Genomic DNA, 16673 nt, shown 5'->3' with positions numbered 1-16673 from the left:
TTTATCATGAAAGGAGTTTAAGAATATCAACAACTGAAATGCAACGTTTACGACCAGCTACGGAGGGGACTGGGGAGGACCGCGGACAGGTCGGAATCGGGACACTCATCGTGTTCATCGCGATGGTGCTGGTCGCGGCAATCGCGGCGGGTGTACTCATCAACACTGCGGGGTTTCTCCAGAGTTCTGCCCAGGCGACGGGCCAGCAATCGAGCGACTCGACGACGAACCGCATCCAGGTCGTCAGCATAACCGGTGACCACTTCACCGGCGACAGCGAGGTCGGCGTGGTGAACGTCACGGTCAAGCGGGCACCGGGAGCGGGGAACGTGGATCTGGACAAGACGACCGTCCAGTGGATCGGGCCGAGCGGGTCGTACTACCAGCTCGCTGCTGGCGGCGCGGAGGGGTCTCCTGACGGTCGGTTCGTCGTTTCGACCGTTCAGGACAACGACGGCTCTCAGCCGGTGTTGAACGACATCGAAGACCGGTTCACGATCTCGCTGGACCTCGGCGATACTCAGGATCTGAGCCGTGGCGAACCCTTCGGTGAACCTCTGCCAGAAGGCGAGACCGCGACGCTTCGCATCTCCTCGCCCGCGGGCGGGATGACGACCGAGGAAGTCGTCGTGCCGAAGACGCTCTCGGGGGAATCCTCGGTCACGCTCTGAGGACTGGCCGCGTCCATCGCTCGGCCCCTTCGGAACAGTTTTAGGCGAACGTGGGCCAACTGAACACCAATGAGCGACCTCGACGAGGCCTACCAACTCGACTACTTCGAGGAGGAGGGCTTCCACCGCCAGGAGTGTGCCTCCTGTGGCGACATGTTCTGGTCCCGCATCGAGCGTGAGACCTGCGGCGAGCCGCCGTGTGCGGAGTACGACTTCATTGACAACCCCGGCTTCGACCAAGAGTACTCGCTGACGGAGATGCGCGAGGCGTTCCTCTCTTTCTTCGAGGAGCGCGACCACGAGCGCATCGACCCCTACCCCGTCGCCGCTAACCGCTGGCGCGACGACGTGCTCCTGACCCAGGCGTCGATATACGACTTCCAGCCGCTCGTGACCTCGGGGACGACGCCGCCGCCGGCGAACCCGCTGTGTATCAGCCAGCCCTGCATCCGGATGCAGGACATCGACAACGTCGGGAAGACCGGGCGGCACACGATGGCCTTCGAGATGATGGCCCACCACGCGTTCAACGCCCGCGAGGACATCGAAGACCCCGAGCAGTACGCCTACCAGGGCGAGGTGTACTGGAAGGACGAGACGGTCCGGTACTGCGACGAACTGTTCGAGGAGATGGGCGCGAACTTGGACGAGATCGTCTACATCGAGGACCCGTGGGTCGGCGGCGGCAACGCCGGCCCGGCCATCGAAGTCATCTACCGCGGGGCCGAACTCGCCACGCTCGTGTTCATGTCCATGGAGCAGGACCCCGACGGCGAGTACGAGATGAAAGACGGCAACCGGTACTCGCCGATGGACACCTACATCGTCGACACCGGTTACGGGCTCGAGCGCTGGACCTGGATGAGCCAGGGAACGCCGACGGTGTACGAGGCCGTCTACCCCGACATGATCGCCTTCCTCAAGGACAACGCCGGCATCGAACTCACCGACGAGGAGCAGCGGGTCGTCCACGAGGCCGCGAAACTGGCGGGCCGGATGGACATCGACGAGGCCGAAGACATCGAAGCCGAACGCGACACCATCGCCGCCGAGGTCGGCGTCGAGGTCGAGGAACTCCGGGAGCTAATTGCGCCGCTTGAGGATATCTACGCCATTGCCGACCACTGCCGGACGCTCGCGTACATGCTCGGCGACGGCATCGTCCCCTCGAACGTCGGGACGGGCTATCTGGCCCGGATGGTGCTGCGCCGGACGAAACGGCTGGTCGACGGTATCGGCGTCGACGCGCCGCTGGACGAACTCGTCGATATGCAGGCCGAACGCCTCGACTACGAGAACCGCGACACGATCCGCGACATCGTCCGCACCGAAGTCGAGAAGTACCGCGAGACGCTGGACCGCGGCGGCCGGCGCGTCCGCCAGCTGGCCGAGGAGTACGCCGAGAAGGGCGAGCCGATCCCGACCGCGGAACTGGTCGAACTGTACGACTCCCACGGCATTCAGCCGGACATGGTCGAGGAGATCGCCGCGGAGAAAGGCGTCGATGTGGACGTGCCAGATGACTTCTACTCGGTGGTCGCCCAGCGACACGGCGGCGGCGACACCGCTACCGAGGCGTCACAGATCCCCTACGAGGATCGACTCGAAGAACTGCCCGAGACCGACCGGCTCTACTACGAGGACCAGGGGCGGACCGAGTTCGAGGCCGTCGTGCTCGAGGTGTTCGACCGCGAGGACGACAGCTTCGACGTGGTGCTCGACCAGACGATGTTCTACCCCGAGGGCGGTGGGCAGCCGCCGGACGAGGGGACGCTGTCGACCGACGACGTCTCCGCCGAGGTGTCCGACGTCCAGCAGTACGGCGACGTTATCGTCCACACCTGCGACGACGATCCCGGCAAGGGCGAGTTCGTCCGCGGACAGGTCGACGCCACCCGCCGCCAGCGCCTGATGCAACACCACACGGCGACCCACATCGTCATCCACAGCGCCCGACAGGTACTCGGCGAGCACGTCAGGCAGGCCGGCGCCCAGAAGGGGACCGACTCCGCCCGCATCGACATCAGCCACTACGAGTCGGTGAGCCGGGAGGAGGTCAAGGAGATCGAACGCCTCGCAAACGACATCGTCCAGGACAACATCGCCGTCACGCAGTCGTGGCCCGACCGCAACGAGGCCGAGGAACGGTACGGCTTCGACCTCTACCAGGGCGGCATCCCGGCCGGCGAGCAGATCCGCCTCATCACCGTCGGCGACGACGTGCAGGCCTGCGGTGGCACCCACGTCGCCCGCACTGGTGACATCGGGGCGATAAAAATGCTGAACACCGAGCGGATTCAGGACGGCGTCATCCGCCTGACCTTCGCGGCGGGCAACGCCGCAATCGAGGCCACCCAGCGCACCGAGGACGCGCTGACCGAGGCTGCCGAGGTCCTCGATGTTGCACCCGAATCCGTGCCCGAGACCGCAGAGCGGTTCTTCGACGAATGGAAGGCCCGCGGGAAGGAGATCGAACAACTCAAAGAGCAACTCGCCGAGGCCCGCGCCAGCGGTGGCGGCGACAGCGAGGAAGTCGACGTGGGCGAGGCCACCGCCGTCGTTCAGCGCATCGACGCCGATATGGACGAACTCCGCGCCCAGGCCAACGCCGTCGTCGAGCAGGGCAACATCGCGGTGCTCGGGTCGGGGCTCGACGGCGCGCAGTTCGTCGTCTCCGTGCCTGACGGCGTTGATGTCGATGCAGGCGAAGTCGTCGGCGAACTCGCCGGTCGCGTCGGCGGCGGCGGCGGCGGCCCGCCGGACTTCGCACAGGGCGGCGGCCCCGACGCGGACGCCCTGGACGACGCGCTGGACGACGCCCCGGAGATCCTGCGAACTGTCGCCAACGTCTGACCGGTCCCCGTTCTTTCTCACCGTTGGTGCTGTTCTACGCTCGGCTACCTCGGACAGTTGTCCGATTGGAACTCCATATTCCGCCCGAACGGCCCGAATCCACTCAAGAGATACAATTACATTTAGTTGTATTAGGTGTATCTGGATAGTTTTCCAAAAGTATTTTTAGTAACTGCCCATTTATAGCAGATATGAGCGGAGAACGTGACATCGAACACATTCAGTCCCACACGGAATACGTTCGGTCACAACGGACGTGTCGGCGGTGTGGGACCAGTGTCCCCGCCGCTAGCGGCCGTACTACCGGTGAACTGTGTGAAAAATGCAGTGCTACCCACGCTACCTGACTCATGAGTACGACCACGACGCCCCCGTCGGATACCGATCTGGACGAGACGCCCGAGTTCGAACTGGATTGCCTGTACGACGACCCCGAGGACCCCTCGGAACTGACGATCTTCCCCTCGGACCTCCAGCAGTCCGTGACCGAATGGGTCACCGCGGACCGGTCGGCGGCCGTCTCCCTCGACGAACTGCGCTGAGTGACGTATCCTGTCCCGCCTCTCCTATTTGCCCTGACACAGCCGCCTGGCGTCCTGCATCGTCTCGTTGGTCTCGCAGACGAGCGTCAGGTGATCGCCGCTCGCGAGGCGGAAGTCGCTGTCGGGGACTCTATCCGTTCCGTTACGGCTCACCATCGCGACCAGACAGCCGTCCGGGAGCGTCTCCGCGACCTCTTCTATCGTCCGGTCGACCAGCGACTCGTTGCCGAGTTCGACCTCCAGTACGTCCCCCGTTCGCCCGGAGTCCGACAGCCAGTGGGCCAGCGCCGGTCGCTCGACCGCGTCGTCGATGGCGTCGGCGACGGCGAAGCCGGCGGAGATCGTCTCGACATCGAGGTCCGCGAAGGCCTCGACGTTGTTCGGCTGGTTCGCTCTGGCGACCACCGTATCGACGTCGAACCGAGTCGTCGCCAGCTGTGCGACGAGCAGGTTCACGTCGTCGTCCGCGGTTGCGGCGACGACAACGGACGCCCGGTCCGCGCCTGCTTCGTCGAGGACGCTCGCGTTCGTCGCGTCCCCGTGGACGACGCGGTGGCCGTCCGCGCGGGTTTGCTCGACGGTATCTTCGTCGCTGTCGATGAGGACGACCTCTTCGCCGCGTGATTCATACCGCGTTGCCAGTTCACGGCCCACGCGACCGCCACCGACGATGAGTGTTTGCATGGGAAGGATGTCGAGCGCTTGCGCGAAGTGACGGGCCAGCCCGCCTTGAAACATGACGGTCGCGAAGATGACGAGGAAGACAGTGCCGACGAGGACCGTCGCAGCTTCGGGGTTGTCGGGCCGCAGTTCGATGGCGAACAGCGTGGCGACGCTGGCCGGGATGATGCCCCGTGGCCCCATCGCGCCGACGAACATCCGCTCTCGTACTGTCAGCCGGCCGCCCAGCGTCGAGAGGAACACGCCCAGCGGGCGGACGAGCGCGACAACGACGATGACGACGACGAGCCCGCCGAGCCCGAGCGCGCGCAGGTCACCGAGCGAGAGCTGGGCGGCCAGCACGATGAACACGAACGAAAGCACGAACAGCGTGATACCGCCCTTGAAATCGGCGATTTCCTCCTCGTGTGGGATGTCGACGTTCCCCAACACGATACCGGCGACGGCGGCGGCCGCGATGCCGGCCTCCGAGAGCCACATGCTACCCAGCGCGTACGCCAGCAGCGCCGCGGTCAGGACCACGACCCGGGCGTTCTGCAGGGCGTTGTCCGCCGAGAGATTCGGCCGGCGGAGCAGGAGTGTGATACCCCCGCTGACGGCCACACCGACGACGACGCCCACGATCAGCCGGGCGACAAACGCCTCGACGACGACCACCGGTGAGGACTGGCTCGCGATGACGAATTCGAACGTCGCCACCGCGAGGATGGCGGCCGTCACGTCGTTGATGATGCCCTCGGTTTCCAGGGCGGCGGCGACCCGCTCCCGGACCGGAACGACCTGCATAATGGGCGTGATGACTGTCGGTCCGGTGGCGATCAGCAGGCTCCCGACCAGGACGGCCACCGGCCACGCCGTCCCGAACACGACCCTGACGGCCACTGCGGTCCCGGCGAGCGAGACCAATGCGCCAATTGTCACCAGTCCCAGCGCCTCCCTGGACGCTTCGCGGACACGCTCGACGGTGAGGTGGAACGCTCCCTCGAAGACGATGATACCGACGCTGAGGCCGACGATAGCCTGCAACCCGGTCTGTCCGAATATCGCAGGATCGACCAGCCCGAGCGCCTGTGGGCCGACGAGGACGCCGGCGACCAGCAGGAACGCGACGCTCGGAATCTGGAGCCAGTCGGCGACCAGCTGCGCGGCGACACCCAGACTCACGACCAGCACGACGACGCCGATAAGTGATGCTGCTCCGGACACGGGACGGGCGGCCCTTCGACAGCCAGCGACAAAGACCTACTTACCGAAAGAGACACACCGACAGCGCGGGTACCGACGAGCAATGCCGACCGCACGCAACCGCGACGTATCCCTCTACTACGAGACCGACGGTGACGGCCCGACTGTCGTGTTCGTCAACGACGTGGGGTACGGCGCGTGGCTCTGGGGCTGGCACTACGACGCCGTTGCCGGCCCCTACGAGACGGTAGTGTGGGACCTCCGTGGGACCGGCCGCTCGGACGCGCCGCCGGGACCGTACGACGTGGGGACGCTTTCGGCCGATCTGGAAGCCGTGCTGGCCGACCACGGCGTCGGGAGCGCCCACCTCGTCGGAGCCGGGCTCGGCGGCATGGTCGCGCTCAAATACGCACACCGGTACAACCGCGCCCGCTCGCTGACGCTGTACTGTACGGTCGGGTCGGGGGACGCTGTGGACCGAGACGCCCTAGACGGACTTGCGCTCGATGCCCCGTCGTCACTCGAAGGAGCGTTCTCGCCGGCGTTCCGCGAGCACGACCCGGACCTCATGGAGCGAATTGCGGACTGGCGCGCCGACGAGGACGCCACTGGCGAGGCACGGGCGGCACAGGCCGACGCAATGACGGCCTTCGATGCGCCGCCCTTGTACGAGATCACCCAGCCTGCCGAGGTGTACTACGGGCTGGACGACCCTGTCGTCGAACCCGAGGCCGTGGAGTCGCTGGCGGCCGACCTCCCTCGCGGGACCGGGGAAGCCGTCGAGGGCCGCCACTGCTGTTACGTCGAGCACGCGCCGGCGGTGACCGACCGACTGCTCGCGTTTCTCGACGAGCAGGCCGGCAGACCGTCGTAGCACTCGGCGACTGACGGGGCGGACACAATGCACAAATACGCGGCCTGATAGGTGCTAAGTATGACTGACCGGACGGCGGCCGTCACCCGGACCACGGCCGAGACGGACATCGAGGTCACGCTCGATGTCGACGGCCACGGCGACAGCACCATCGACACCGGTATCGGCTTTTTCGACCACATGCTCGACTCGTTTTCGACCCACGGGCTGTTCGACCTGACCGTGCAGTGTGACGGTGACCTGGATATCGACGACCACCACACCGTCGAGGACGTCGCCATCACGCTCGGCGAAGCGTTCACCGAGGCACTTGAGGACAAGCGTGGTATCCGCCGGTTCGCCGACCGCAAGGTCCCGCTGGACGAGGCCGTCGCGAGCGTCGTCGTCGATATCTCCGGCCGGCCGTACTTCGAGTTCGACGGCGAGTTCTCGCAGGCTTCGGTCGGCGGGATGACTAGCCATATGGCACAACACTTCTGTCGCTCGCTGTCGATGAACGCCGGGCTGACGCTGCACTGTGGTGTCGAGGGGGAGAACGCCCACCACGAGATCGAGGCGCTGTTCAAGGGACTCGCGCGTGCACTCGACGATGCGACCCGCATCGACGAGCGCCGCTCCGACGTGGCGAGTACCAAAGGCGAATTGTAGCCGATTGCGGTCTGGGGCTCTTCCGTTTCGGCCGCTGTCGGCATCGATTAGTGGCCCCGCGTCCACCGTTCGGTATGTTCGACGAGATTATGCAGAAATTCGAGGACTCTCCCGGCCAGCAGGACGTCATCCGCCTGCTGCTGGAACGGGGGTTCTCCGTCAACGAGGACGGCCGTGTCGTCTCGGGCGGCATCGAGATTCCGAACACGGGCATCGCCCGCGAGGCCGGCGTCGACCGCCGCGTGGTCAACGCCACGACGGACGCGATACTCGACGACGACGACCTCCGGCGCATCTTCCGCAACATCTCCTCCGTGCCGAGCCTGCTCGACCTCGCCCCGGTGCTCGATCTGCACGCGGTGACCGTCACCGTTCGCGCCGCCGACGAGTCCGGCATCGTCTCGACGGTCACGTCGGCCATCGCCGACCGCGACATCTCCATCCGGCAGGTCCTGAGCGAGGATCCCGAGTTCACCGACGAGCCGAAACTGTACGTCATCACCGACGAGGAACTGCCCGGCGACCTCATCAACGAGATCCGCCGCCTGGCGTTCGTTCGGACCATCGAACTGGCGTAGCGCCGGCCGATTTTTGACGGTTCCTGCCCACAATCCGGTATGAAGCCACGAACACTCGTCCGCCTCGAAGGCGCACTCGTCGGGGCCGGGGCGACCGGGCTCTACGTCCTGCAGGGGCGGTCCTTGCTCCTCTTTCTCGCCCTGATTCTGGCCCCAGACCTCTCGATGGCCGGCTATCTCCACAGCACGCGCGTCGGTGCAGCCAGCTACAACGCGGTCCACACGTACCTGGGTCCGGGGTTGCTGGCCGTCGCAGGTATCACCGCCGCGGTAGATATTGCCGTCGGCGCGGCGCTCGTCTGGGCAGCCCACATCGGGGCGGACCGCCTGTTCGGCTTCGGGCTGAAATACGCCGACCGCGAGTTCGGCGACACGCACGTCCAGCAACTCTGACGATGCCGGCAACGCTCACCGTCGAGACACCCGCGGGCGAAACGCACGAACTCAGTGCCGAGCCCGGTGCCGTTCTTCGGGACGTGTTGCTCGATGCCGATCTCTCACCGCATGGCCGCTACGCCACACGGGTCAACTGCGGTGGCCGCGGTATCTGTGCGACCTGCGGCGTCCGTCTCGCCGAACCGCTCGACCCAGACCACTGGCACGACGACCTCGCCGACCGATTCGGCTACCCGCGGCTTGCCTGTCAGCTCCGGGTCCGGGACGGAATGGCGGTCAAACTGCTTGACAAGCGGGTCTGGGGGTCGCGCCAGCGAGAGGACACCGGGTGAGCCTGCATCCGAGAACGTCCGAACGACAAACGCTATTCCGGCCCCGGACCTACGCCGGTTCGTGACGGACAGCTATCGGACCGTTCCGGGCCGCGGCGAGGCGCGCTTCGAGGTTCGGGGCTCGGAGTTCATCGGCCACGTCGCGCCGGCGACCACAGTACAGGACGCCGAGGCGTTCGTCGACGCCGTCCGCGAGGAGTACGCCGACGCGACCCACAACGTCCCCGCCTACCGCGTCCGATCCGACCCCTTCCGGGAGTACGCCAGCGACGACGGCGAACCGAGCGGCAGCGCCGGCGACCCCGCGCTGAACGTCCTCCAGCAACGTGAGGTCGAGAACGTCGTCGCCGTCGTCACGCGCTACTACGGCGGGACGAACCTCGGCGTCGGCGGCCTAGCCAGTGCCTACTCCAGAGCGGTGAAAGAGGGCGTCGACGACGCCGGCGTCGTCGAGGAGGTGCCCCACGAGCGGTTCACCGTAACCGTCGCCTACGACGACTCCGGGAGCGTTCGGAGCGTGCTTGAATCAGCAGGCGTCGAGTTTGGGGCCGACTACGAGGCCGAAGTCGTCTTCGAGATTCGGGTCCCGACAGCCGACGGGAGCGACCTGCGGGACCGGATTCGGAGCGCGACCAGCGGACGGGCGGCTATCGAACTGGCGTGACCCCCGCTACTCGTAGGTCGGCAGCCGCGCCGACTGTGCCGACCCGTCGATAAAGGGCAGGTCGACCTGCTGTGCGCTGACCGGCTCGCCGTCGACACGGATGGTGAGTGCGGCTTCGGGCCGTTCCCAGCTGAGATTCGCCAGTGCGATCGGGGCCTCCCGCATCGGGCTCTGGCCCGCTCGGGTGACCTCGCCGACGTGCTCGTCGCCGGCGAACACCGCGGCACCGGGGTCGGGGCACTCCTCGACGGCGAGGCCGACCAGCCGCTGGGTCGGGTGGCCGCGGTTCTCGATCCGGGAGACGACCTCCTGACCGACGTAACAGCCCTTCTCGAAATCAAGCGCGTTGCGGAGACCGAGATCGTTAGGGAGTGCTCCCTCGATTTCGGTGTCGAACAGCGGTGTACCGGCCTCTAACGTCAGCGTCTCCCAGGTCTGGTAGCCGAAGGGAACGGCGTTGAGCCCGCGGTTGACCAGCGTGTCGAAGACCGGTTCGGCGTCGTCGGCGCTACAGACCACGTCGTAGCTCTCCTCACCGGCGAGGTTGTCCGTCCGGATGACGGAGACGCCGGCGTCGCCGAGTTCGCCCCGCTCGAAGGTAAGCGGCGCCGCCGGGGTTCCGGTCTGGTGGAGCACGCTGGCGATCTTCTCGGTCGCCTTGGGGCCGTGGACGCCGAAGACGGCGAAGTCGTCGGTCGCCACCTCGAACTCGACGTCCTGAATGAAGGTCTTATCCGCCCAGTCAGCCGCGAGGTCCTCGGCCTTCTGGGGCGGCGTAAACACGAGCAGGCGCTCGCCGGCGTTGTACACGTACATATCCGTGTCGACGCGGCCGTCGGGATCGAGCAAGAGCGCGTAACAGCCTGCACCGTCCTGGTCGGGAACACGATTCGAGACGGCGTTGTCGACGTAGTCGACGCGGTCCTCGCCGGTGACGACGATCACGCCGTAGCCGTACTCCATCGCTCCGACGACGTTCCGAACCGCGCGGTGGGTCCGCTCCGGTCGCCCGTAGTTGTCGACGACGCGCTGACCACCGACCTCCCTGAACGTCGCTCCGTGGGCCTCGTGAACGGACTCGAGAACAGTCATTGTACTGGTATGCGGCCCTCGTGGGGAAAAACGTCCCGTTACCGCCGTCGGTGTGCGAGGGCGGCCACTGCGAGTAGTGCGGCCATCGTCAGGGCGACAGTGAAGCCCGGGCCGCTGCCGTCGGTCGTTTCGGTCTCCGTCTGCGTCTGGTCCGGTGTCGTGGCTGCTCCGTTCGTCGGTTCCTCGCCCGGTCTGAACGAGGTAATATTCGTCGTCGTGGTGAGGTCGCCGGAGGTCGCGGTGAACGTGACGTTTCCGGCCGTCGGGACCGTCGCGGTTATCTCACCGTCCGCGTCGGTCTCTCCCAGTTCGGTCCCGTTCCGAGACACGGTCGCGTTCGGAACCGGTTCGTCGTACTCGTCGGTGACCGTGAGACGGACGGTCGCGTCGACGACGACCTGTCTGTTATCGGGCGAGAGTGTGATCTCCGGAGTACGCCGGATATCGACGTCGATCGACTTCTCGTCTTCGGCGACGCTGACGCGTCTCTCGACTGTCTCGTAGCCCTCTTTGGTAACTGTGACGTCATAGCGGTCGTTGACCGGCACGCTGACCGATGCCGTCCCGTCAGAGAGCGTCGGGACGGTCCCGTCGAAGCCGTTGTTGGACTCGACCCGGACCGTCGCGTCACGGATCGGCCTGGAATCGTTGAAGTGATCGTCGACGACCGCGGCCTGCAGCAGAACCGACCCTTCCCGTATTTCCACCGTTGTGGTCGTCTCGCCGGTAACCGCCACTTTCGTCAGGTTGCGGTAGAACCCCGGCTTGGTGACGATGACACTGTACTCGCCGTCCTCGATGGGCTGTGTCGTGATGGTGCCGTCACTGCCTGCGTTCCTGTCGACCACGTAGTTCCCGTCTCGATACAGTCGGATGCGAGCGTTCTCGGCCGGTTGGCCGTCCGCGTTCACAGCGTTAACGGTGGCCGTCGCTGACTCCGAGACCGCCACCTCGATGGGCTCCGTCTCGGCGTCCTCGATCACGTACGGAACGTTTCGGACGTACTCGTCGTCGTATATCTGAAGCGTGACGGTAGCCCCCTCCGGGACGTCGACGAGCGCCTGTCCGTTGGCCCGCGTCGTCTCGTTGACTGGCCCGCCTGCGCCGTCGTCCCACGTCGCCGAAATGTCAATACCGCTGAGCGGATCGCCGTCCTGGTCGACCACGGTGACGGTGAGTGTCACCTGTGACTGTGCAGCAGCCGTTCCCGCCACCACCCCAGCCCCCACCAGAAGTGTCAACAGACCGATTGTCACCGTGCTACGATGGTCGAACATACCTGACTAATAAAAGGGTGGACGTAAATCAGTACTGGCGGTAGGGACCTCCTACGGCCGCCTAGATTGCTGTGTACTGACAAGACGGTCGACCTCTGACGGTTCGAGCGGGGTCAGCGGCCCCGACATCGTCCGAGAAAGCGCCGCTGCCGAGACACCGTGGAGCAGGGCCTCGTCCATGTCAGCACCAGCGGCCAGTTGCTGGAGTGTCGCGCCGATGAAAGCCCCGTGTTGTCCCGATTCGTCGACTGCGGTCGTTTCGATGGCGTCCTGTTCGTGTACGACGCCGTCGTGGTAAGCCACCGCGCCGTACTCGCTCCGTGTGAGAATCACCCGGGTGAGATCGTACTCCGTTGCGAGTGTGTGGACGACTTCCCGCGGGCTCCCCGTCGTGTCAAACACCGCGGAGACCTGATCTTCGGCGGCAAAGAGGGTGTCGACGGCCGGGAGCAGGTCGTCGAGTGCGGCCCGCGCGTCGTCGGCGTCCCACAGCCCGGGGTGGAAATCGAGGTCGAACGCCCGCATTCCCGCAGCCGCTCTGAGCAGTGCTCCTGTCGTGTCTGCGGCGGTATCGGAGAGTGAGAGTGTTGCGCCCGAGGTGAACACCACGTCCGCGTTCTGTATCTCGCCCATCGGCAGTTCGCCGGGCGTCAGTGTCGCCATCGCAGTGTTGCCGCGGTCCTGTAGCAGCCGCTCGGCACGGGGCGGGTCGGCGTCCTCGTGGAACGTGAGCCCCTGCCGGCCGGTGTCCGGATCGGCCCAGACGACATCCGTCTCCAGACCGAATTCGTGGAGTTCCGCGACGACGCGCCGTCCGAGCGGCGTGTCCGGGACCTTCGAGAGCCACCGTGCGTCGGCACCGAGCCGGCCGGCCGTCGCCGCGACGCTGCTCGCGGTCCCGTCGACGCGAATCGACGCCTCACGGGCCGTCTCGAACCGCTGTCCGTCTGGAGGGGCAAATCTGAGAGCGGTCTCGCCGAACGTTACGAGTGACATACCGCGTGCATCGGGAGTCGTAGGTTTAGTTTAATCGGCTGTATCGACGGCTGTGTCGCGGACGACTTGCATCCGCTTATCGTCGTCGACCGTCGTGTCCGGGGTAGTCACGCTCGAACCGGTCTTCGAGTTCCTGCCGGTCGATGTGGATGATCGTCGGCCGTCCGTGGGGACACGCGTAGGGGTTCTCACACTCGTCCAGCGCGGCGAGTAGCTCCCGGACCGAGCCTTCAGTCAGCGACGTGTTCCCGGTCACGGAGGGGTAACACGCCAGGTCGCCGAGTAGTTCGTCGGCCGCCGCTTCGACGGTCGCCGCCGCCTCGTCGTCGCCGGCGACGAACGCGCCCAGCACGTCCCTGACGATGTCCGGGCCGGCCGCATCGGCGATGACGCCCGGGAGGGTTCGGATCTCGACGCTTCGCTCGCCTGTACGCGCCGTGTGGAACCCCAGACTCGCCAGCGCGTCGCTGCGCCGGTCGAACACCTCGGCCTCACGCGCGGTCAGTTCCAATTCGACGGGGTCGGCGAGCGCCTGCGTCGTGGTTTCGCCCTCGAACTTGGCCTTGAGCCGTTCGTAGTTGACCCGCTCGTCCGCCGCGTGCTGGTCGACCAGTACGAGGCCGTCGTCCGTCTCCGCGACGACGTAGGTGTCGGCTAACTGCCCGAGAATCCGCATCGAGGGAAGGGACTCGTGGGTCGCTTCCGATCCATCGCCGAAGCGTGCCTGCACCTGGTTGCCGGTGAACTTCCGTTCCCCGGTCGCTGCCTCTGTCCGCTCCGCTGGGGACGGGTCGCGGCGTTCACCGGCGGGATCTCCACTCGAAACACTACCCTCTGTCTGCCCCACCCCTGATTCGCCCGACGAGTCGGCCGTCGTCTCGGTCGCAGGGGACCGTTTCGTGTCGGCTGATTGACCTGATTGGGAGATGTCGGACGACTGGCCGGCTGTCTCGGTCTGCCCGCTGGTCGGTTGGGTTGTCGACGCGGTATCCGGCTCCTGGGCTGTCGCATCAGCACCGCTCTCCGTTGCGGTGGTGTTCGTCCGGCCCGACGTTTTCCCTTCGTCTACGGCGCTCCGGCCGTCCGCGCCCGACCGTCCGTTGTCGCTGTTGCTCGCGCCGGCCGGTTCCGGTGTTATTTCCGTTTGTTCGGGTGCTGACCGGCCACGCGGGGCTGTCGAGCGCAGGAACCCTTCCCGTAACAGCGCATCCTCGACCGCAGTCCGGACCTGCTCGCGAACGCCCTCGTCGTCGGCGAAGCGGACCTCTAACTTCCGGGGGTGGACGTTCACGTCCACGTCGCCCGCGGGCACGTCTAGGAAGAGGACGGCGAAGGGGTAGCGATCCGGGGCGATCTGGGTGCCGTAGGCGTCGATGACGGCGTCCCGAACGGTGCCGGCCCTGACGTAGCGGCCGTTGACGTACGTCGAGAGGTACTCGCGGCCCGCGCGGTTCGTCTCGGGGTGGGACACGAGTCCGTGGACGCCGTCGAGCGGGCCATCGGGGAAACTGCCGGTGTCGTCACCGTTCGCGTTCGCCCCCGACCCCGCCCCGACCGAAATCATCGACTCGGCGACCTCTCGGCCGTAGACCGACATCACTGCCTCGCGCAGGTCGCCCTGACCGGTCGTCGAGAACGTCTCGCGGTCGCCGTGGGTCAGCGAGACGGCGACGGCCGGGTTAGCCAGCGCGTAACTGGCGACGACGGTGTTGACGTGGGCGAACTCCGTCGACTCCTGTTTGAGGTACTTCCGGCGGGCCGGGACGTTGTAGAAGAGGTCTTCGACCGCTATCGTCGTCCCTTCCGGACAGCCCGCGGGGCCGACCGACGTGACCTCCCCGCCTTCCAGCACCAGTTCGGTCCCCACGTCGCCGCCGCGGGGCCTGGTCCGGATCGTCAGCCGCGAAACCGCGCCGATCGCGTGCAGGGCCTCGCCGCGGAAGCCCAGCGTCCCGACCCCGCCCTCCAGGTCTGCGATGTCGCGGATCTTCGACGTGGTGTGTTTCTCGACGGCCGTCTCGACGGCCTCGCGGTCCATCCCGACCCCGTCGTCCGTGACGCGAATCCCGTCGGTGCCCCCGGCCTCGACGACGACCTCGACCCGGTTCGCGTCGGCGTCGATGGCGTTCTCGACCAGTTCCTTGACGACGGAGGCCGGTCGCTCGACCACCTCGCCGGCCGCGATGCGTTCGACGGTCCGGTCGTCGAGTCGCTGGATATCGGTCATACGTGCCTCCGCATGTGGTTGGTACCGGCTAACGGGCGAAGCGACTTGATACTGTCTGCCCTCGCGCGAGCGTATCAGTCTAATCATGAAAATAGTTAACACAAAACAGTCCTGACCCTCGCATGGTGACAGCCCATGTGCCACCACAGAGAACGCTCCTGGACAGAAGCGAGGGCGGATGACGAGGCAACTGACGAGGAGGAGGAACTGCCGTCCTTCCTCAACGAGGAGGCGACCGAAACCGAGGTGCTGACCGACGGCGGCGACGAGGCGTAGCAGCGGCGCGTCTCCCGACAGTAGTGTTGGCAACCCAGCCGCTTTTTTGCCGTGAGTACCGCAAACCCGATAGCTAAAGTACGCTCGCCGTCAGTCGCCAGTATCCCGCAGAGTTCGACATGGAACAATACGACCAACTCTACCGTCTGTATAAGAGCGTAGACACGACGACGCTGCGCGGGTATCAGGAGTTCGTCGACCTGTTTCCACCACTCAGTTCGACGGTCGCGCTGGAACAGTGGGAAACCGCCAGTGACCGCCTCGACGCACTCAAGGCCGATATCACCGAGGAGTTCCCCGGAACCGGCGAGACATACGCGGAGATCGCGGCCCGACTGACCCGCGACGAGGCCTTTACCGCGCTCGATCTCTACTCGAAGTACGGCCGGTCGGTGAACGTCCTCGTGCTGGACGTCGACGAGACGCTCCGGTCGGCCGGCGACACCGACAACGAGATCCCCCGCGATACGCTGTATCTCCTGACGCAGTTCCACGAAGCGGGTATTCCCATCGTCGTCTGTACCGGCCAGACCCTAGAGAACGTCAAGGGGTTCATGATACAGGGCCTTGGCAACGACCTCGTCTCCTCCGGACAGATGAGCATCGTTTACGAGTCCGGCAACGGCGTGTTCACGCCCAAGCACGGCGAGGACACCAAGCGACTTCTCTACGAACGCCTCGACGATGCGGTCGTGGACGTGTTCGAGACCGTCCGCCGCCGAGCCCTCTCGGAGGCCCCCGACGCCGTCGGCAAGCGCTGTCACCTCCAGGGCAACGAGTTCAACGTCACGCTGAAACCCAACGCCGAGGTCGGCAGCGACAACGCCGTCGAAATCATCGACGAGTCGCTTCGCTACCTCTGTGGCCTGGTCGGGGACGCCATCGCCGACCAGGTCGACGCAGAAGTCGCGGACCCGGCAGCGTACGCCCGGGCCTACTTCAGCCGGGACCCGGAGATCCTCGACGTACTGGCGGCCGGTGGCCTGTCGACCGACGCTGACATCGACGATGCACCCGAGGCGTTCCGGGACATCCTCGAACGCGTCGATCTGGGCTACTACGAGGGCGACGCGGCCGAACTCGTGAGTCTCGAACTGGACAAGTCCGCCGGCGTCGAGGAGGCCTTCGACGTGCTCGGCATCGACGATCCGTTCGCGCTCGTGATGGGCGACAGCAAGAGCGACCTGCGGGTGATGCGCTGGGTCGACGACAACGACGCCGGCATCGCCGCCGCGCCCGCGCACTCCTCGCCGGACGTACTCGACCACGTCAGTTCGAGGGACGACCTGGTGTACGAAGCCGGCGACGCCAGTACAGTCCTCCGGACTATCTACGGTATCAGCCTCGTCGAGCAACTGGACGAACAGGGCGGGTGAACCGA

Annotated in this window: 16 protein-coding genes; 11 read left to right on the top strand and 5 right to left on the bottom strand. The window is 66.0% G+C overall.

The window, feature by feature from the left end:
• Positions 1 to 38: 38 nt before the first annotated feature.
• The 3 genes from ACY9XZ_RS06810 to ACY9XZ_RS06800 all read left to right on the top strand — a co-directional run bounded on the left by ACY9XZ_RS06810 (position 39) and on the right by ACY9XZ_RS06800 (position 4066).
• The gene (locus ACY9XZ_RS06810; protein WP_463456299.1) at positions 39 to 671 is read left to right on the top strand and encodes an archaellin/type IV pilin N-terminal domain-containing protein; all 633 of its coding nucleotides are present in this window, start codon (positions 39 to 41) and stop codon (positions 669 to 671) included.
• Positions 672 to 740: 69 nt separating this feature from the next.
• Positions 741 to 3524 carry an alanine--tRNA ligase gene (alaS, locus tag ACY9XZ_RS06805; protein WP_463456298.1) on the top strand — a complete coding sequence of 928 codons (2784 nt, stop codon included), beginning with the start codon at positions 741 to 743 and terminating at the stop codon, positions 3522 to 3524.
• 350 nt (positions 3525 to 3874) lie between these two features.
• Positions 3875 to 4066, top strand: coding sequence for a DUF7511 domain-containing protein (locus ACY9XZ_RS06800; RefSeq protein WP_463456297.1), 192 nt, complete (start codon positions 3875 to 3877; stop codon positions 4064 to 4066).
• 24 nt (positions 4067 to 4090) lie between these two features.
• On the opposite strand, the gene ACY9XZ_RS06795 is transcribed toward ACY9XZ_RS06800, so the two are convergent.
• Positions 4091 to 5953, bottom strand: a complete 1863-nt coding sequence (locus ACY9XZ_RS06795; RefSeq protein ID WP_463456296.1) for a cation:proton antiporter domain-containing protein — start codon at positions 5951 to 5953, stop codon at positions 4091 to 4093.
• An 82-nt stretch (positions 5954 to 6035) separates the two neighbouring features.
• Between ACY9XZ_RS06795 and ACY9XZ_RS06790 the strand changes: the two genes are divergently transcribed.
• From ACY9XZ_RS06790 to ACY9XZ_RS06765, 6 genes are all read left to right on the top strand, one after another.
• Positions 6036 to 6806 (top strand): alpha/beta fold hydrolase, encoded by a 771-nt coding sequence (locus tag ACY9XZ_RS06790; protein WP_463456295.1) that lies wholly within the window; start codon positions 6036 to 6038, stop codon positions 6804 to 6806.
• A gap of 60 nt (positions 6807 to 6866) precedes the next feature.
• Positions 6867 to 7454, top strand: coding sequence for an imidazoleglycerol-phosphate dehydratase HisB (gene hisB, locus ACY9XZ_RS06785; protein ID WP_463456294.1), 588 nt, complete (start codon positions 6867 to 6869; stop codon positions 7452 to 7454).
• Positions 7455 to 7528: 74 nt separating this feature from the next.
• The gene (locus tag ACY9XZ_RS06780; protein ID WP_137683421.1) at positions 7529 to 8032 is read left to right on the top strand and encodes an ACT domain-containing protein; all 504 of its coding nucleotides are present in this window, start codon (positions 7529 to 7531) and stop codon (positions 8030 to 8032) included.
• A gap of 39 nt (positions 8033 to 8071) precedes the next feature.
• Positions 8072 to 8425 carry a DUF4260 family protein gene (locus tag ACY9XZ_RS06775; protein ID WP_463456293.1) on the top strand — a complete coding sequence of 118 codons (354 nt, stop codon included), beginning with the start codon at positions 8072 to 8074 and terminating at the stop codon, positions 8423 to 8425.
• 2 nt (positions 8426 to 8427) lie between these two features.
• Positions 8428 to 8760: a 2Fe-2S iron-sulfur cluster-binding protein gene (locus ACY9XZ_RS06770; RefSeq protein WP_463456292.1), complete on the top strand. Its 333-nt coding sequence runs from the start codon at positions 8428 to 8430 to the stop codon at positions 8758 to 8760.
• A gap of 61 nt (positions 8761 to 8821) precedes the next feature.
• Complete coding sequence (locus tag ACY9XZ_RS06765) at positions 8822 to 9424, top strand: IMPACT family protein (protein WP_463456291.1); 603 nt, start codon at positions 8822 to 8824, stop codon at positions 9422 to 9424.
• Positions 9425 to 9430: 6 nt separating this feature from the next.
• On the opposite strand, the gene ygfZ is transcribed toward ACY9XZ_RS06765, so the two are convergent.
• From ygfZ to mutL, 4 genes are all read right to left on the bottom strand, one after another.
• Positions 9431 to 10516: a CAF17-like 4Fe-4S cluster assembly/insertion protein YgfZ gene (ygfZ, locus tag ACY9XZ_RS06760; protein ID WP_463456290.1), complete on the bottom strand. Its 1086-nt coding sequence runs from the start codon at positions 10514 to 10516 to the stop codon at positions 9431 to 9433.
• Between the two features lie 38 nt (positions 10517 to 10554).
• Positions 10555 to 11793, bottom strand: a complete 1239-nt coding sequence (locus ACY9XZ_RS06755; RefSeq protein ID WP_463456289.1) for a carboxypeptidase regulatory-like domain-containing protein — start codon at positions 11791 to 11793, stop codon at positions 10555 to 10557.
• Positions 11794 to 11844: 51 nt separating this feature from the next.
• Positions 11845 to 12789 (bottom strand): PfkB family carbohydrate kinase, encoded by a 945-nt coding sequence (locus ACY9XZ_RS06750; RefSeq protein WP_463456288.1) that lies wholly within the window; start codon positions 12787 to 12789, stop codon positions 11845 to 11847.
• A 76-nt stretch (positions 12790 to 12865) separates the two neighbouring features.
• Complete coding sequence (gene mutL, locus ACY9XZ_RS06745) at positions 12866 to 15016, bottom strand: DNA mismatch repair endonuclease MutL (RefSeq protein ID WP_463456287.1); 2151 nt, start codon at positions 15014 to 15016, stop codon at positions 12866 to 12868.
• A gap of 135 nt (positions 15017 to 15151) precedes the next feature.
• Between mutL and ACY9XZ_RS06740 the strand changes: the two genes are divergently transcribed.
• Positions 15152 to 15292 (top strand): hypothetical protein, encoded by a 141-nt coding sequence (locus ACY9XZ_RS06740; protein WP_463456286.1) that lies wholly within the window; start codon positions 15152 to 15154, stop codon positions 15290 to 15292.
• A gap of 119 nt (positions 15293 to 15411) precedes the next feature.
• Positions 15412 to 16668 carry an HAD family hydrolase gene (locus ACY9XZ_RS06735; protein WP_463456285.1) on the top strand — a complete coding sequence of 419 codons (1257 nt, stop codon included), beginning with the start codon at positions 15412 to 15414 and terminating at the stop codon, positions 16666 to 16668.
• Positions 16669 to 16673 lie beyond the last annotated feature (5 nt).

This window comes from Haloarcula sp. HT12 (assembly GCF_055271655.1).
Note: the sequence above shows the minus strand (reverse complement) of the source record. Positions and strands in the feature narration are given on the sequence as shown.

Bases quoted from the DNA above. Each gene is read 5' to 3' on its own strand.
- ACY9XZ_RS06810 (WP_463456299.1), top strand. From the start codon at position 39: ATGCAACGTTTACGACCAGCTACGGAGGGGACTGGGGAGGACCGCGGA.
- ACY9XZ_RS06740 (WP_463456286.1), top strand. From the start codon at position 15,152: ATGTGCCACCACAGAGAACGCTCCTGGACAGAAGCGAGGGCGGATGAC.
- ACY9XZ_RS06775 (WP_463456293.1), top strand. From the start codon at position 8,072: ATGAAGCCACGAACACTCGTCCGCCTCGAAGGCGCACTCGTCGGGGCC.
- hisB (WP_463456294.1), top strand. From the start codon at position 6,867: ATGACTGACCGGACGGCGGCCGTCACCCGGACCACGGCCGAGACGGAC.
- ACY9XZ_RS06735 (WP_463456285.1), top strand. From the start codon at position 15,412: ATGGAACAATACGACCAACTCTACCGTCTGTATAAGAGCGTAGACACG.
- ACY9XZ_RS06780 (WP_137683421.1), top strand. From the start codon at position 7,529: ATGTTCGACGAGATTATGCAGAAATTCGAGGACTCTCCCGGCCAGCAG.
- alaS (WP_463456298.1), top strand. From the start codon at position 741: ATGAGCGACCTCGACGAGGCCTACCAACTCGACTACTTCGAGGAGGAG.
- ACY9XZ_RS06790 (WP_463456295.1), top strand. From the start codon at position 6,036: ATGCCGACCGCACGCAACCGCGACGTATCCCTCTACTACGAGACCGAC.
- ygfZ (WP_463456290.1), bottom strand. From the start codon at position 10,516: ATGACTGTTCTCGAGTCCGTTCACGAGGCCCACGGAGCGACGTTCAGG.
- ACY9XZ_RS06755 (WP_463456289.1), bottom strand. From the start codon at position 11,793: ATGTTCGACCATCGTAGCACGGTGACAATCGGTCTGTTGACACTTCTG.
- ACY9XZ_RS06750 (WP_463456288.1), bottom strand. From the start codon at position 12,789: ATGTCACTCGTAACGTTCGGCGAGACCGCTCTCAGATTTGCCCCTCCA.
- mutL (WP_463456287.1), bottom strand. From the start codon at position 15,016: ATGACCGATATCCAGCGACTCGACGACCGGACCGTCGAACGCATCGCG.
- ACY9XZ_RS06800 (WP_463456297.1), top strand. From the start codon at position 3,875: ATGAGTACGACCACGACGCCCCCGTCGGATACCGATCTGGACGAGACG.
- ACY9XZ_RS06770 (WP_463456292.1), top strand. From the start codon at position 8,428: ATGCCGGCAACGCTCACCGTCGAGACACCCGCGGGCGAAACGCACGAA.